At 54.2% G+C, this 12,846-nt stretch carries 26 protein-coding genes; all 26 read right to left on the bottom strand.

Annotated features, from left to right (window positions below):
- Positions 1-31: 31 nt before the first annotated feature.
- Positions 32-1,030, bottom strand: a complete 999-nt coding sequence (locus ZBT109_RS01590) for a DNA-directed RNA polymerase subunit alpha (protein WP_027704536.1) — start codon at positions 1,028-1,030, stop codon at positions 32-34.
- 61 nt (positions 1,031-1,091) lie between these two features.
- Positions 1,092-1,712 (bottom strand): 30S ribosomal protein S4, encoded by a 621-nt coding sequence (rpsD, locus tag ZBT109_RS01585; protein ID WP_027704535.1) that lies wholly within the window; start codon positions 1,710-1,712, stop codon positions 1,092-1,094.
- A 12-nt stretch (positions 1,713-1,724) separates the two neighbouring features.
- A complete protein-coding gene (rpsK, locus tag ZBT109_RS01580; RefSeq protein WP_027704534.1) occupies positions 1,725-2,111 on the bottom strand; it encodes a 30S ribosomal protein S11 in 387 nt (128 codons plus the stop codon).
- 37 nt (positions 2,112-2,148) lie between these two features.
- Positions 2,149-2,505, bottom strand: coding sequence for a 30S ribosomal protein S13 (gene rpsM / locus ZBT109_RS01575; RefSeq protein WP_027704533.1), 357 nt, complete (start codon positions 2,503-2,505; stop codon positions 2,149-2,151).
- Positions 2,506-2,635: 130 nt separating this feature from the next.
- Entirely contained in the window at positions 2,636-2,749 is a 114-nt protein-coding gene (gene rpmJ, locus ZBT109_RS01570; protein WP_077373351.1) for a 50S ribosomal protein L36, read from the bottom strand.
- Between the two features lie 49 nt (positions 2,750-2,798).
- Positions 2,799-4,115 carry a preprotein translocase subunit SecY gene (gene secY, locus ZBT109_RS01565; RefSeq protein WP_027704532.1) on the bottom strand — a complete coding sequence of 439 codons (1,317 nt, stop codon included), beginning with the start codon at positions 4,113-4,115 and terminating at the stop codon, positions 2,799-2,801.
- Complete coding sequence (gene rplO, locus ZBT109_RS01560; protein ID WP_027704531.1) at positions 4,116-4,550, bottom strand: 50S ribosomal protein L15; 435 nt, start codon at positions 4,548-4,550, stop codon at positions 4,116-4,118. It abuts the gene before it with no gap.
- Positions 4,551-4,553: 3 nt separating this feature from the next.
- Positions 4,554-4,736 (bottom strand): 50S ribosomal protein L30, encoded by a 183-nt coding sequence (gene rpmD, locus ZBT109_RS01555; protein WP_027704530.1) that lies wholly within the window; start codon positions 4,734-4,736, stop codon positions 4,554-4,556.
- A 5-nt stretch (positions 4,737-4,741) separates the two neighbouring features.
- Positions 4,742-5,245, bottom strand: a complete 504-nt coding sequence (rpsE, locus tag ZBT109_RS01550) for a 30S ribosomal protein S5 (protein WP_027704529.1) — start codon at positions 5,243-5,245, stop codon at positions 4,742-4,744.
- Between the two features lie 11 nt (positions 5,246-5,256).
- A complete protein-coding gene (gene rplR, locus ZBT109_RS01545) occupies positions 5,257-5,607 on the bottom strand; it encodes a 50S ribosomal protein L18 (protein WP_027704528.1) in 351 nt (116 codons plus the stop codon).
- A gap of 9 nt (positions 5,608-5,616) precedes the next feature.
- Positions 5,617-6,147, bottom strand: coding sequence for a 50S ribosomal protein L6 (gene rplF, locus ZBT109_RS01540; RefSeq protein WP_027704527.1), 531 nt, complete (start codon positions 6,145-6,147; stop codon positions 5,617-5,619).
- A 9-nt stretch (positions 6,148-6,156) separates the two neighbouring features.
- Positions 6,157-6,549 (bottom strand): 30S ribosomal protein S8, encoded by a 393-nt coding sequence (gene rpsH / locus ZBT109_RS01535; protein WP_027704526.1) that lies wholly within the window; start codon positions 6,547-6,549, stop codon positions 6,157-6,159.
- Between the two features lie 23 nt (positions 6,550-6,572).
- A complete protein-coding gene (rpsN, locus tag ZBT109_RS01530; protein ID WP_027704525.1) occupies positions 6,573-6,878 on the bottom strand; it encodes a 30S ribosomal protein S14 in 306 nt (101 codons plus the stop codon).
- A gap of 9 nt (positions 6,879-6,887) precedes the next feature.
- Positions 6,888-7,427 (bottom strand): 50S ribosomal protein L5, encoded by a 540-nt coding sequence (gene rplE / locus ZBT109_RS01525; protein ID WP_027704524.1) that lies wholly within the window; start codon positions 7,425-7,427, stop codon positions 6,888-6,890.
- Between the two features lie 18 nt (positions 7,428-7,445).
- Positions 7,446-7,763, bottom strand: a complete 318-nt coding sequence (gene rplX / locus ZBT109_RS01520) for a 50S ribosomal protein L24 (protein WP_027704523.1) — start codon at positions 7,761-7,763, stop codon at positions 7,446-7,448.
- Positions 7,764-7,778: 15 nt separating this feature from the next.
- Positions 7,779-8,150: a 50S ribosomal protein L14 gene (rplN, locus tag ZBT109_RS01515; RefSeq protein WP_027704522.1), complete on the bottom strand. Its 372-nt coding sequence runs from the start codon at positions 8,148-8,150 to the stop codon at positions 7,779-7,781.
- Between the two features lie 42 nt (positions 8,151-8,192).
- Positions 8,193-8,453 carry a 30S ribosomal protein S17 gene (gene rpsQ / locus ZBT109_RS01510; RefSeq protein WP_027704521.1) on the bottom strand — a complete coding sequence of 87 codons (261 nt, stop codon included), beginning with the start codon at positions 8,451-8,453 and terminating at the stop codon, positions 8,193-8,195.
- A gap of 1 nt (position 8,454) precedes the next feature.
- Positions 8,455-8,646 (bottom strand): 50S ribosomal protein L29, encoded by a 192-nt coding sequence (gene rpmC / locus ZBT109_RS01505; protein WP_027704520.1) that lies wholly within the window; start codon positions 8,644-8,646, stop codon positions 8,455-8,457.
- Entirely contained in the window at positions 8,646-9,059 is a 414-nt protein-coding gene (rplP, locus tag ZBT109_RS01500; RefSeq protein ID WP_027704519.1) for a 50S ribosomal protein L16, read from the bottom strand. Before rplP ends, rpmC begins: the two co-directional genes overlap by 1 nt.
- Before the next feature lie 13 nt (positions 9,060-9,072).
- Positions 9,073-9,771 carry a 30S ribosomal protein S3 gene (rpsC, locus tag ZBT109_RS01495; RefSeq protein ID WP_027704518.1) on the bottom strand — a complete coding sequence of 233 codons (699 nt, stop codon included), beginning with the start codon at positions 9,769-9,771 and terminating at the stop codon, positions 9,073-9,075.
- A gap of 11 nt (positions 9,772-9,782) precedes the next feature.
- Positions 9,783-10,118 (bottom strand): 50S ribosomal protein L22, encoded by a 336-nt coding sequence (gene rplV / locus ZBT109_RS01490; protein WP_027704517.1) that lies wholly within the window; start codon positions 10,116-10,118, stop codon positions 9,783-9,785.
- Positions 10,119-10,137: 19 nt separating this feature from the next.
- Entirely contained in the window at positions 10,138-10,413 is a 276-nt protein-coding gene (rpsS, locus tag ZBT109_RS01485) for a 30S ribosomal protein S19 (protein ID WP_027704516.1), read from the bottom strand.
- Positions 10,414-10,435: 22 nt separating this feature from the next.
- The gene (rplB, locus tag ZBT109_RS01480; RefSeq protein WP_027704515.1) at positions 10,436-11,263 is read right to left on the bottom strand and encodes a 50S ribosomal protein L2; all 828 of its coding nucleotides are present in this window, start codon (positions 11,261-11,263) and stop codon (positions 10,436-10,438) included.
- Between the two features lie 16 nt (positions 11,264-11,279).
- Positions 11,280-11,576, bottom strand: a complete 297-nt coding sequence (gene rplW, locus ZBT109_RS01475; protein WP_027704514.1) for a 50S ribosomal protein L23 — start codon at positions 11,574-11,576, stop codon at positions 11,280-11,282.
- A complete protein-coding gene (rplD, locus tag ZBT109_RS01470; protein WP_027704513.1) occupies positions 11,573-12,181 on the bottom strand; it encodes a 50S ribosomal protein L4 in 609 nt (202 codons plus the stop codon). Before rplD ends, rplW begins: the two co-directional genes overlap by 4 nt.
- Positions 12,178-12,834 (bottom strand): 50S ribosomal protein L3, encoded by a 657-nt coding sequence (gene rplC / locus ZBT109_RS01465; RefSeq protein ID WP_027704512.1) that lies wholly within the window; start codon positions 12,832-12,834, stop codon positions 12,178-12,180. The genes rplD and rplC overlap by 4 nt, the downstream gene beginning before the upstream one ends.
- Between the last annotated feature and the right edge of the window lie 12 nt (positions 12,835-12,846).

Genomic DNA, 12,846 nt, shown 5'->3' with positions numbered 1-12,846 from the left:
CCTTACCAATCTTGGACTCGAGTCAGCCGTTTCAGGCAGAGGCCTTGTCGTCTTTGAGGCTTGCAGGCGGCCAGCTATCCAGCCGAGTGCCAAGCGCAAGACCACGTGCTTCAAGGACGTCCTTGATTTCATTCAAGGATTTTTTACCCAGGTTCGGCGTTTTCAACAGCTCAACTTCAGTGCGCTGAATCAGATCGCCGATGTAATAGATATTTTCGGCCTTGAGGCAGTTTGCACTACGAACGGTCAACTCAAGATCATCTACGGGACGGAGCAGAATCGGATCGATCTGATCCTCTTCCTCTTCGACTTCCTGCTCTTTGTCGGCTTCCAGATCAACAAAGGCACCAAGCTGCTCCTGCAGGATCGTTGCGGAGCGGCGGATCGCCTCTTCGGGATCCAGAGTGCCATCTGTTTCCAGATCGATCACGAGCTTGTCGAGGTCGGTACGCTGCTCGACACGCGCAGACTCAACGGAATAGGCAACGCGACGCACCGGGCTGAAGGTAGCATCCAGCTGGAGACGACCGATCGGACGGGTTTCGTCATCCGCCTGTTTGCGAACATCTGCCGGCTCGTAGCCACGTCCGCGCATAACGCGGAGCTTCATATTGAGCGCACTGCCATCGTTCAAGTGAGCGATGACATGATCCGGGTTGACGATCTCGACGTCATGACCTACGGCGATATCACCGGCAGTCACGACACCAGGACCCTGCTTGTTCAGCGCCAGCTCAGCATCGTCGCGTCCATGCATCTTGATGGACACGTCCTTGAGATTCAGGAGGATCTCAATGACATCTTCCTGAATGCCTTCAATGGCGCTGTACTCATGCTCGACACCTTCAATTTCAGCCTCGACTACAGCGCAGCCCGGCATGGAAGAAAGAAGGATACGACGCAGAGCGTTCCCCAGGGTATGGCCGAAGCCGCGCTCGAACGGCTCGAGCACGATCCGTGCGTGATTAGCGCTGACTTCTTCGACCTTGATATCGCGAGGACGGAGAAACTCTGTCACTGAACGCTGCATAAGAACACCTTTAGGCTGCCAAACGAATACTCGAAGTCCCTACAAACAAGAAGTTCAAGGATTATTTCGAGTATAGCTCGACGATCAGGTTTTCGTTGATGTCAGCGGACAGGTCGCTACGCTCAGGAGCGGCTTTGAACGTGCCTTCCATCTTCTTGGCATCAACATCGATCCAGGAAACATCACCGCGATTCGCAGCCAGAGACAGGGCATTCTGAATGCGTTCCTGTTTCTTAGCCGGTTCACGTACGGTAATCACGTCGCCTGCAACCACTTTGTAAGAAGCGATGTTGACGGTACGACCGTTGACAGCGATAGCCTTGTGGCTTACCAGCTGACGTGCTTCAGCGCGGGTAGAGCCGAAGCCCATGCGGTAGACAACGTTGTCCAGGCGGCTTTCCAGCAACTGAAGAAGAACTTCACCGGTAGCGCCTTTATGGCTAGCGGCCTTCTTGTAGTAGTTGCGGAACTGTTTTTCCAGAACGCCGTACATACGACGGACTTTCTGTTTTTCACGCAGCTGAGTGCCATAGTCGGAAAGACGCTGACGACGCTGGCCGTGCTGGCCCGGGATCTGCTCGGCCTTGCACTTTTTCTCAAACGCTGTAGCACCGCTTTTCAGGAACAGATCCGTTCCTTCACGGCGGGACAGCTTACATTTTGGTCCGATATAACGTGCCATGAATCTGTCTCCTTACACGCGGCGTTTTTTCGGCGGACGGCAGCCATTGTGAGGAATGGGCGTCGCGTCAGTAATGCTCTGCACACGGAAGCCGGCGGCGTTAAGAGCACGCACAGCAGATTCACGGCCCGGGCCAGGACCCTTGACCAGAACGTCGACGTTTTTCACACCATACTCGGCTGCAGCATTTGCTGCACGTTCGCTTGCTACTTGAGCTGCGAACGGGGTGCTCTTACGAGAACCACGAAAACCCGAACCACCGGCAGTTGCCCAAGACAGAGCATTGCCCTGGCGGTCTGTGATCGTCACGATCGTGTTGTTAAAAGAGGCATGGATGTGCGCAACAGCGTCCACTACCTGCTTTTTAACCTTTTTACGGTTATTACGCGGGTTAGCCATGTTGGTTGTATCCTGATGTATAACGCACTAATGAGCGTTATTTGCGAATCGGTTTACGCGGCCCTTTACGGGTACGCGCGTTGGTCTTAGTACGCTGACCACGCAGCGGAAGACCACGACGATGGCGCAGACCACGGTAGCAACCCAGATCCATGAGACGCTTGATGTTCAGCGTAATCTCACGACGAAGGTCGCCTTCCACGGTGTACTTGCCTACTTCTGCACGCAATCCATCGATCTGCTCAGCAGAGAGGTCACCGATTTTTGCAGTCGGTTCGATCTCTGCAGCAGCGCAGATTTCTTGAGCGCGCGTACGGCCGACACCATAGATATAGGTCAGCGAGATCGCCGCATGCTTGTTGTCCGGGATATTGACGCCTGCAATACGGGCCATCAGCTTACTCCGAAATTGAGCGGCTTGCTCGATTGGTTATCTACAAAAAGGCGCAATAGTATACCTCTTATCCCACTAAGGAGACAAGAGGCATACCGCACCAACGTTGCTTACAGTGCAAGACTGGGAATCAGCCTTGACGCTGTTTGTGACGCGGTTCAGTACAAATAACACGTACTGCACCACGACGCCGTATGATCTTGCAGTTACGGCAGATCTTTTTAACGGAAGCTCGAACTTTCATCGTTCACTCCAATTCTCTCGTGGCGCATCATCGGATGATGCAGCTGCGATCAATGGCCTTTGAGGTTGGCCTTCTTCATCACAGATTCATACTGATTGGACATCAGTTGGGCTTGAACCTGGGACATGAAGTCCATGACGACAACAACCACGATCAATACAGAGGTACCACCTAGCTGGACAGATACGCCAGTCAAAGCTGCCAACAGCTGGGGCAACAGTGACACAAAGGCAATATATGCCGCCCCGAATAGCGTCAGACGGGTCATTACCTTGTCGACATAGCGAGCAGTCTGTTCACCGGGACGAATACCTGGCAGAAATGCACCGGATTTCTTCAGATTGTCTGCAACGTCCTTGGGATTGAACACAAGAGCGGTGTAGAAGAAACAGAAGAATACTACGGCTGCAGTAAAGAGCAACACATAAAGTGTGGCGCCAGGTTTCAACGCTTCACTGACAGTGTTCATCCAGTGGAAGCGATTGCTATTGCTCAGCCACTGAGCAACAGACCCCATGAACAACAGGATACTCTGCGCGAAGATGGCTGGGATAACCCCGGCCATGTTTACCTTCATAGGCAGGTAGCTGTTCTGCCCCGCATACATTTTGTTGCCAACCTGACGACGCGGATAGGTCACTTTAATGCGACGCTGACCACGCTCAATGAAGACAACAAAGGCAACGGTGATCAGTGCTAGGAGACCCATCCCCAACAGGGAAAGAGCACCATTCACACTGCTATTGCCATTATTTGCTGCGGTAGATGCATTGCTGATGATTTGAGGCAGGCTTGCAACGATACCGGCAAAGATGATCAGCGAAATACCATTGCCAATCCCTTTTTCGGTAACCTGCTCACCTAGCCACATCAAGAACATGGCACCTGCGACAAATGTCGAAACGGTAATAAGATAGAACGTTGCGCTACCTTGAGCTGCCCCGCCTCCGACCAACCCCACTGACATGCCGACAGCTTGAATCACTGCGAGTACAAGCGTTGCATAACGCGTGTATTGTGTGATCTTGCGCCGGCCAGCTTCGCCTTCTTTCTTCAACTGCTCAAGTGAAGGAGAAACGACTGTCATCAGCTGCATGATGATCGACGCGGAGATATACGGCATGATACCAAGCGCGAATACACTCATTCGCTCGAGGGCACCACCCGAGAACATGTTAAACATGCCCAGGATGGTGCCACCGTTGGCATTGAAAAGAACAGCGAGCTGGCCAGAATCGATACCGGGCACCGGAACATGGGCACCGATACGATACACCACGATCGCGAGCAGCACGAAGAGAAGGCGAGAACGCAGTTCTGCGAAGCCACCTCCAGAGCTTGCCGGTACGTTTCCTGACTTAGCCATTTAGTCCTCTACCTTGCCGCCAGCGTTTTCAATGGCACTGCGTGCGCCTTTCGTGACTTTGAGGCCACGAATGGTGACAGCCTTGTCCAGCTCACCAGAGAGAACAATTTTGGCAAAGCGCGTGTCATCTTTGATCACGTTAGCCTGTTTCAGCGCGGCCAGATCGATAACATCAGCGCTAACTTTGGCCAGTTCGGAGAGGCGAACCTCTTCAGAGACCAAAGATTTTGCAGATGTAAAACCGAACTTCGGCAGACGACGCTGCAAAGGCATCTGACCACCTTCGAAACCCGGTTTGACGCTACCGCCAGAACGGGCTTTCAGACCTTTGTGACCACGGCCACCGGTCTTGCCAAGGCCAGAACCGATACCACGGCCAACGCGTTTTTCAGCGTGCTTGGCGCCCGCTGCAGGACGCAATGTATTCAGTTTCATGGATTACTCTCCCTCGACTCGAACAAGGTAGTTAACCTTGTTAATCATGCCGCGAACGGCCGGGGTGTCTTCCAGTTCAACCGTATGGCCGATGCGACGCAGGCCCAGGCCACGCACGGTAGCCTGGTGTTTTTTGCCTGTGCCGATGGCACTGCGAACTTGAGTCACTTTGATCTTGGCTGACATCGTAGTTACCCCGTGATTTGTGCGACGGAGAGGCCACGTTTGGCAGCAACATCTTCAGGGGAACGCATGGAAGCGAGACCCTTGATGGTTGCACGTACAACGTTGACCGGGTTGGTCGAGCCGTAGCACTTAGCCAGAACGTCCTGAACACCTGCCAGCTCCAGTACAGAGCGCATCGCACCACCGGCGATGATACCCGTACCTTCGGATGCAGGCTGCATGAAGATCTTGGACGCCCCGTGGTTTGCACGCACCGGATACTGCAGCGTGTTACCTTTCAGCTCGACTTTGATCATGTTGCGGTGCGCCTGATCCATAGCCTTCTGGATAGCGACCGGCACTTCACGTGCCTTGCCGCGGCCAAAGCCGACGCGCCCTTTGCCATCGCCAACAACGGTCAGAGCAGTGAAACCGAAAATACGGCCACCTTTGACCACTTTGGCGACGCGGTTAATCTGCACCAACTTCTCTTGCAGATCACCGCTGCCTTTCTGTTCGTTATTCGCCATCGTGTCACCCTTTAGAATTTCAGGCCGCCTTCGCGCGCAGCATCAGCCAGCGCCTTGACTCGACCGTGGTACTTGAACCCGGAGCGGTCAAAGGCTACCTGGGAAATACCTGCTTCCTTGGCACGCTCGGCCAGCAGTGCGCCGACTTTGGTCGCTGCATCGACGTTGCCAGTGGCACCTTCACGCAGCGATTTGTCCAGCGTCGAAGCGCTGACGAGAACACGCCCACCGTCCGCAGAAATAATCTGCGCATAGATATGGCGCGGGGTGCGGTTGACGCACAGACGCTCGACGCCCAGCTCGCGAATTTTCGCGCGCGCGCGGCGGGCACGACGGAGACGACTTTCTTTCTTCGCGTTCATAACCCTGCCTTACTTCTTCTTGGCTTCTTTACGACGGACTTGCTCGTCACCGTAACGTACACCTTTGCCTTTATAAGGCTCCGGCGGACGGAAGGCACGAATTTCAGCCGCCACCTGGCCGAGACGCTGCTTGTCAGCGCTTTTCAGCACGATCGTGGTGTTCTTCGGAGTTTCCGCAGTAACACCTTCAGGCAGTGCATACTCGACAGGGTGAGAGAAACCCAGCGTGAGGTTGATGGTTTTGCCACTTGCTTGTGCACGGTAACCGACACCGGTGATTTCCAGTGTACGAGTGAACCCTTCGGTTACACCGATGACCATGTTGTTAGCAAGCGCACGGGTGGTACCAGCCATAGCCCAGTTTTTTGCCGTTTCGCTCGGTGCGAAGGTCAGTTTGCCTTCTTCCTGGCTCACGACAACGTCGGGATGGATGGTCAGCTCAAGTTGACCCTGGCTGCCTTTGACAGTCAGAACCTGGTCGTTGAGCTTGGCTTCGACGCCGCTTGGCAGCGTTACCGGGTATTTTGCGATCCTGGACATTTCTCGCTCCTAGAATACGGTGCAGATGACTTCACCGCCGACGCCAGCTTGACGTGCAGCGCGGTCGGTCATTACGCCCTTGGAGGTGGAAATGATCGCCACACCCAAACCATCTGCAACCTCGGGAAGTTCATCCTTGCCCTTGTAGATGCGCAGAGAAGGCTTGGATACGCGTTGCAGGTGTTCGATGACCGGTTTGCCTTCGAAATACTTAAGGGTCACATTCAGCTGCGGCTGCTTGTCACCTTCGACAGCGAAGTCCGCAATGTAACCTTCTTCTTTCAGTACGCGCGCTACCTGGACCTTGATCTTAGACGACGGAATAGAAACCGTCGCCTTGGTAGCCTGCTGCGCATTGCGAATACGCGTAAGCATATCCGCCAGAGTGTCTTGCATGCTCATTTATCGCACTCCTGTGTACGCGGTTACCAGCTTGCCTTGGTCAAGCCGGGGATGTCACCGCGCATTGCGGCTTCACGCAGCTTGTTACGACCCAGGCCAAACTTGTTGTAATAGCCATGGGGACGACCTGTGATACGGCAGCGTTTACGCTGACGTACCGGGCTGGAGTCACGCGGCAGGGACTGCAGTTTGAGCTGTGCATCGAAGCGATCTTCATCAGACGCATCAACACTCTGGATGATTGCTTTGAGCTCAGCACGACGCGCGGCATATTTTTCAGCTAGGCGCGCACGTTTAAGCTCACGCTCAACCATACTTTTCTTAGCCATTGTCCGACCTTATTTCTTGAACGGGAAGTTCAGAGCGCTCAGGAGCGCACGACCTTCCTCGTCAGTGTTGGCGGTAGTGGTAATCGTGATATCCAAACCGCGGATGCGATCAATCTTATCATATTCGATCTCGGGGAAGATGATCTGTTCACGTACCCCCATCGAATAGTTGCCGCGACCGTCAAAAGATTTCGGGTTCAGACCACGGAAATCGCGGATACGCGGGATCGCAATGTTGACCAGGCGATCAAGGAATTCCCACATGCGTTCGCCACGCAGGGTTACCTTAACACCGATCGGCCAGCCTTCACGGACTTTGAAGCCAGCAACGGATTTACGTGCTTTAGTCACGACAGGTTTCTGCCCTGACAGCTTCTCCATATCCGCGGTAGCAAAGTCGATCAGTTTCTTGTCGCTGGTCGCTTCACCGACACCCATGTTCAGAGTCACTTTCGTGATCTTGGGCATCTGCATTACGTTGGCATAGCCAAACTGTTCTGTCAGTTTGGCTACAACCTCGTTCTTGAACTGCTCTTTCAAATTCGCCATTGTCCCACCCGACTCACGTTAGGCGTCGATCTGCTTTTGAGTCGACTTGTAGATACGGACCTTGGTACCGTCTTCTTTGACCTGGAAGCCAACGCGATCAGCCTTGCCGGTTTCCTGGTTGAAGATTGCAACGTTGGACTCGTGAATCGGAGCCTCACGCTCAACGATACCACCCTGGGTGCCCAGCATCGGGTTGGGCTTAGTGTGACGCTTAACAACGTTCACACCAGCGACGACGAATTTGCCGTCTTTCAGAACACGTTGAACGGTTCCGCGCTTGCCCTTGTCCTTGCCGGCGATGACGATAACTTCGTCTTGAGTCTTGATCTTGCGCATTGTCCGTTTCGCTCCTTACAGCACTTCGGGCGCCAAGGAAATGATTCGCATAAACTTCTCGTTACGAAGTTCGCGAGTCACCGGCCCAAAAATACGAGTGCCGACCGGCTGTTCGTTGGTGTTGTTCAACAACACCGCTGCATTGCCGTCGAAACGGATCAGCGAACCGTCGGGGCGACGTACGCCACTACGGGTACGGACCACGACCGCTTTCAGGACCTGACCTTTCTTGACACGACCGCGCGGAATAGCTTCCTTGACCGTCACTTTGATGATGTCGCCAATTCGCGCATAGCGACGATGCGAACCACCGAGAACCTTAATACACATAACTCGGCGCGCACCGCTGTTGTCAGCGACATCCAGCATTGTTTGCGTCTGAATCATCGGTTTTCTCCAAACCTAAACTGACTGCACTGGCAGACGGGATTAACCCTTCGCCCGTTCGATCACTTCTACCAGTGACCAGGATTTGTTCTTGGAGATCGGACGGCATTCCGCGATGGACACCGTATCACCAAGTTTCGCCTGACTGTTTTCGTCATGAGCCTGCAGCTTGGTGGAGCGCTTGACGTATTTACCGTAAATCGGGTGACGTTCGCTACGCTCGATCATCACGACGATGGACTTGTCCATCTTGTCGCTTACTACCTTGCCGGTAAGCGTACGGGGCTTTTTGTCTTCGGCCATCTTAGTTACCTGCTTTCTCGTTGATCACAGTCTTGACACGAGCGATGTCGCGACGCGTCTGCTTCAACAGATGGGCCTGACTGAGCTGACCCGTAGCTTTCTGCATACGCAGGTTGAACTGCTCACGCAGCAGCTCAAGCAGCTGCGCCTTGAGCTCATTGACTGACTTGTCGCGGAGTTCCTGAGCTTTCATCACATCACCGTCCGTTTCACGAAAGTAGTGGCAACGGGCATCTTCTGAGCGGCGAGATCGAAAGCTTCACGTGCCAGCTCTTCGGAGACACCTTCGATTTCGTAGAGCACTTTGCCCGGCTGAATCTGGGCAACCCAGTATTCTACAGAACCTTTACCCTTACCCATACGAACTTCGAGAGGTTTCTCGGAGATCGGTTTGTCCGGGAAGATGCGGATCCAGATCTTACCGCCACGTTTAACGTGACGAGTGATGGCACGACGGCCAGCTTCGATCTGACGTGCAGTGATGCGGCCACGACCTACGGCTTTGAGGCCGTATTCGCCGAAGCTCACGCTACTTCCGCGCTGAGCCAGGCCGCGGTTACGGCCTTTGTGCTGCTTGCGGAATTTAGTACGTTTGGGCTGTAACATCGACTACCCCCCCTTACTTGGAACCTTTCTTCTTGGATGCAGGTTGCTGAGGTTGTTTCGCCTTAGCGCGGACTTCCTCGATGCCACCAAGAATTTCGCCTTTGAAAATCCACACTTTTACGCCGATAACACCATAGGTGGTGTGAGCTTCATAGGTGGAGTAGTCAATGTCTGCGCGCAGAGTGTGAAGCGGCACACGGCCTTCACGATACTGCTCGGTACGTGCGATTTCAGCACCGCCAAGACGGCCGGACAGCTGAATCTTGATACCTTGAGCGCCCAGACGCATGGCGTTCTGCACAGCGCGTTTCATGGCACGACGGAACATAACGCGACGTTCCAGCTGGCCAGCGACGTTCTGAGCCACCAGGCGAGCATCAAGCTCGGGTTTGCGAACTTCTTCGATGTTGACATGGACCGGAACGCCCATCATCGCAGTCAGCTCACGGCGCAGACGATCAACGTCCTCGCCTTTCTTACCAATCACGATACCCGGACGAGCAGTGTGAATGGTGATACGTGCATTGTTGGCCGGACGTTCGATCTGAATGCGGCTAACGGATGCATTTTTCAGACGGTCTTCGATGAAACTACGTACCTGAAGATCGTTGTTCAGCTTGTCGGCGTAAGCGCCACGCTCTGCGTACCAGACCGAAGTGTGGTCTTTGACGATACCGAGGCGCATACCGATTGGATGTACTTTCTGACCCATCTGGTCGACTCCTACTTCTCGGCTACCTTGACGGTGATGTGACAAGTGCGCTTCATAATGCGATCCGCACGGCCTTTGGCACGCGGACGGATGCGTTTCAGCGTCATGCCCTCATCGACATAGATAGTCGAGACGCGAAGTTCGTCGATGTCCATGCCGTTATTCTCTTCCGCATTAGCAATCGCGGATTTGAGCACTTTTTGTACCAGGACAGCGGCTTTCTTCGGAGAGAATGCCAAGATGTCCAGCGCTTCCGCTACGGGCTTTCCGCGCACCTGATCTGCCACCAAACGGGCTTTCTGAGCGGACAGGCGAGCGCCGCGCAATTTAGCAGCTACTTCTTCCATTTCTATGGTCCTCTCTTACTTACCGCTTGGCTTTCTTGTCAGCCGCGTGACCGCGATAGGTGCGGGTTGCAGCGAACTCGCCGAGTTTGTGACCGACCATCTCTTCAGAGACGTAGACCGGTACATGCTGGCGACCGTTATGGACAGCAATGGTGAGACCTACCATGTTTGGCAGGACCATGGAACGACGCGACCAAGTGACGATCGGTTTGCGGTCGTTCTTCTCCACAGCCGCCTCAACCTTCTTCAAAAGATGAAGGTCAATGAAGGGACCTTTCTTAAGTGAACGTGGCACAGCCGTTACCCCTTAGTTTCTATTACTTGGCCTTGCGGCGACGAACGATCAGTTTATCGGTGCGCTTGTTCTTGCGGGTCTTGTGACCTTTGGTCGGAACGCCCCACGGAGAAACCGGATGACGGCCACCGCTGGTACGACCCTCACCACCACCGTGCGGGTGATCAACCGGGTTCATTGCAACACCGCGAACTGTCGGACGCACACCTTTCCAGCGTTTGGCACCGGCTTTACCCAGTTGACGCAGGCTGTGTTCAGAGTTGCCGACTTCACCAAGCGTAGCGCGGCATTCAGCCAGTACACGACGCATTTCACCAGAACGAAGGCGGATGGTCGCGTAGTTGCCTTCACGGGCAACCAGCTGAGCGCTTGCGCCAGCACTGCGAACCAACTGAGCACCTTTACCCGGTTTCAGCTCGATGCAGTGGATGACAGAACCGACCGGAATGTTACGCAGCGGCAGTGCATTACCACTGCGGATTGCGGCGTTAACACCGGATTCAAGACGATCACCAACGCTGACACGCTTAGGAGCAATGATGTAGCGACGTTCACCGTCCATATATTTCAGCAGCGCGATATGGGCGCTACGGTTCGGATCGTATTCGATACGTTCAACAACAGCAGGAATGCCGTCCTTGGTACGTTTGAAATCGATCAGACGATAATGCTGGCGCTGACCACCACCGATGTGGCGAGTGGTAATGCGGCCTTTGTTGTTACGACCACCAGTGCGGGTCTGGGACTCGACCAGAGAGGCAACCGGACGACCTTTATAAAGGTCGGGGTTGACAGTCTTCACCAAATGGCGACGACCGGCGGAAGTAGGTTTGGTCTTAACTACTGCCATGATCCGTTCTCCTGCCTTACTCGTTACCGGTGAAGTCTTCGAGAGTTTCACCAGCGGCCAGAGTGACATAAGCCTTGCGAATGTCGTTGCGGCGACCTTCACCACGTGCGCTGCGCTTGACCTTGCCTTTGATGTTCACTACCTGGACGGACTTAACCTTTTTCTCGAAAAGCGCTTCTACTGCTTTCTTGACTTCGGTTTTAGTCGCATCGCTGGCCACCTTGAAAACGTACTGGCCGTTTTCAGCAGCAACAGCTGCTTTTTCGGTCATGTGCGGACCAAGCAGAACTTTGAATACGCGTTCCTGGTTCATGCCAGCTTCTCCTCGAACTTGCGCAGCGCCGGAACAGTTACCAGCACTTTGTCGAAGGCGATCAGGCTAACGGGGTCAACCGCTGCCACGTCGACAACAGCAACGTTAGGAATATTACGTGCTGCCAGGTACAGATTGGCATCAACTTCTTCGGTGATGATCAGCACGTTTTCCAAATCCATTGCTTTCAGCGTAGCTGCCAGCTGTTTGGTCTTCGGCGTTTCAACAGCGAAAGTTTCGACTGCCACCAGGCGATCCTGGCGTACCAGTTCGGACAGGATGGAGCGCATGGCCGCACGATACATTTTGCGGTTAACTTTCTGCGCGTGGTCCTGCGGGCGAGCTGCGAAGGTTACACCACCGCTACGCCACAGAGGAGAACGGATAGTACCTGCACGAGCGCGGCCAGAGCCTTTCTGACGCCACGGTTTTTTACCACCGCCGCTGACATCGGAACGAGTCTTCTGTGCACGAGAGCCTTGACGTGCGCCTGCCAGGTAGGCAGTCACAACTTGATGAATCAGGGCTTCGTTGAAGTCTTTACCGAAAGTCGCGTCGGAAAGTTCGACGGTGCCTGCGTTAGCACCTGCGAGATTCAGGTTCATTGCGCTTTTTCCTCCCCGCGAGCTTTGACAGCGGTACGTACAACTACGTCGCTGCCAGTAGCGCCCGGTACGGCACCTTTAACAAGCAACAGATTACGTTCAGCGTCAACGCGAACGACTTCAAGGCTCTGGACGGTTACACGAGCACTACCCATGTGACCTGCCATTTTTTTACCTTTGAATACACGTCCAGGCGTCTGGCACTGACCGATAGAACCCGGTGCACGATGCGAGAGGGAGTTACCGTGGGTCATATCCTGGGTACGGAAGTTCCAGCGTTTAACACCACCCTGGAAACCCTTACCTTTGGACAGGCCGGTCACGTCAATCTTCTGACCAGCTTCAAAGAGGGATACAGTGAATTCGCCGCCAACTTGCGGGTCTTCATCGCCGTCTGCAAGACGGAATTCGACCAAGGCGCGACCAGCTTCGACACCCGCTTTAGCAAACTGACCAGCAGCTGCTTTAGAGAGGTGCTTAGCTTTGCGGGAGCCAGTTGTAACCTGTACAGCGCGATAGCCGTCAGACTCAAGCGTCTTAACGGTAGTAACGCGGTTCGGCTCAACCTCGATAACGGTTACGGGCACTGATGCGCCATCTTCGGTGAAGATACGGCTCATGCCGCACTTCTTACCGACTAAACCGATCGTCATGTTCAGTCTCCT

The organism is Zymobacter palmae, from assembly GCF_003610015.1.
Lineage (GTDB): Bacteria > Pseudomonadota > Gammaproteobacteria > Pseudomonadales > Halomonadaceae > Zymobacter > Zymobacter palmae.
Note: the sequence above shows the minus strand (reverse complement) of the source record. Positions and strands in the feature narration are given on the sequence as shown.

Coding starts and splice junctions, on each gene's coding strand:
- rpsM (WP_027704533.1), bottom strand. CDS start 2,505: ATGGCCCGTATTGCAGGCGTCAATATCCCGGACAACAAGCATGCGGCG.
- rplD (WP_027704513.1), bottom strand. CDS start 12,181: ATGAACCTGAATCTCGCAGGTGCTAACGCAGGCACCGTCGAACTTTCC.
- rplF (WP_027704527.1), bottom strand. CDS start 6,147: ATGTCCAGGATCGCAAAATACCCGGTAACGCTGCCAAGCGGCGTCGAA.
- rpsC (WP_027704518.1), bottom strand. CDS start 9,771: ATGGGTCAGAAAGTACATCCAATCGGTATGCGCCTCGGTATCGTCAAA.
- rplV (WP_027704517.1), bottom strand. CDS start 10,118: ATGGAAGAAGTAGCTGCTAAATTGCGCGGCGCTCGCCTGTCCGCTCAG.
- rpsN (WP_027704525.1), bottom strand. CDS start 6,878: ATGGCTAAGAAAAGTATGGTTGAGCGTGAGCTTAAACGTGCGCGCCTA.
- rpsE (WP_027704529.1), bottom strand. CDS start 5,245: ATGGCGAATAACGAACAGAAAGGCAGCGGTGATCTGCAAGAGAAGTTG.
- rplX (WP_027704523.1), bottom strand. CDS start 7,763: ATGCGCAAGATCAAGACTCAAGACGAAGTTATCGTCATCGCCGGCAAG.
- rpmJ (WP_077373351.1), bottom strand. CDS start 2,749: ATGAAAGTTCGAGCTTCCGTTAAAAAGATCTGCCGTAACTGCAAGATC.
- rpsQ (WP_027704521.1), bottom strand. CDS start 8,453: ATGGCCGAAGACAAAAAGCCCCGTACGCTTACCGGCAAGGTAGTAAGC.
- rpmD (WP_027704530.1), bottom strand. CDS start 4,736: ATGTCAGCCAAGATCAAAGTGACTCAAGTTCGCAGTGCCATCGGCACA.
- rplE (WP_027704524.1), bottom strand. CDS start 7,427: ATGGCGAATTTGAAAGAGCAGTTCAAGAACGAGGTTGTAGCCAAACTG.
- rplB (WP_027704515.1), bottom strand. CDS start 11,263: ATGGCAGTAGTTAAGACCAAACCTACTTCCGCCGGTCGTCGCCATTTG.
- rpsD (WP_027704535.1), bottom strand. CDS start 1,712: ATGGCACGTTATATCGGACCAAAATGTAAGCTGTCCCGCCGTGAAGGA.
- rplN (WP_027704522.1), bottom strand. CDS start 8,150: ATGATTCAGACGCAAACAATGCTGGATGTCGCTGACAACAGCGGTGCG.
- secY (WP_027704532.1), bottom strand. CDS start 4,115: ATGGCTAAGTCAGGAAACGTACCGGCAAGCTCTGGAGGTGGCTTCGCA.
- rplW (WP_027704514.1), bottom strand. CDS start 11,576: ATGAACCAGGAACGCGTATTCAAAGTTCTGCTTGGTCCGCACATGACC.
- rpsH (WP_027704526.1), bottom strand. CDS start 6,549: ATGAGCATGCAAGACACTCTGGCGGATATGCTTACGCGTATTCGCAAT.
- rpmC (WP_027704520.1), bottom strand. CDS start 8,646: ATGAAAGCTCAGGAACTCCGCGACAAGTCAGTCAATGAGCTCAAGGCG.
- rplR (WP_027704528.1), bottom strand. CDS start 5,607: ATGAACGCGAAGAAAGAAAGTCGTCTCCGTCGTGCCCGCCGCGCGCGC.
- rplO (WP_027704531.1), bottom strand. CDS start 4,550: ATGAAACTGAATACATTGCGTCCTGCAGCGGGCGCCAAGCACGCTGAA.
- rplP (WP_027704519.1), bottom strand. CDS start 9,059: ATGTTACAGCCCAAACGTACTAAATTCCGCAAGCAGCACAAAGGCCGT.
- rplC (WP_027704512.1), bottom strand. CDS start 12,834: ATGACGATCGGTTTAGTCGGTAAGAAGTGCGGCATGAGCCGTATCTTC.
- ZBT109_RS01590 (WP_027704536.1), bottom strand. CDS start 1,030: ATGCAGCGTTCAGTGACAGAGTTTCTCCGTCCTCGCGATATCAAGGTC.
- rpsK (WP_027704534.1), bottom strand. CDS start 2,111: ATGGCTAACCCGCGTAATAACCGTAAAAAGGTTAAAAAGCAGGTAGTG.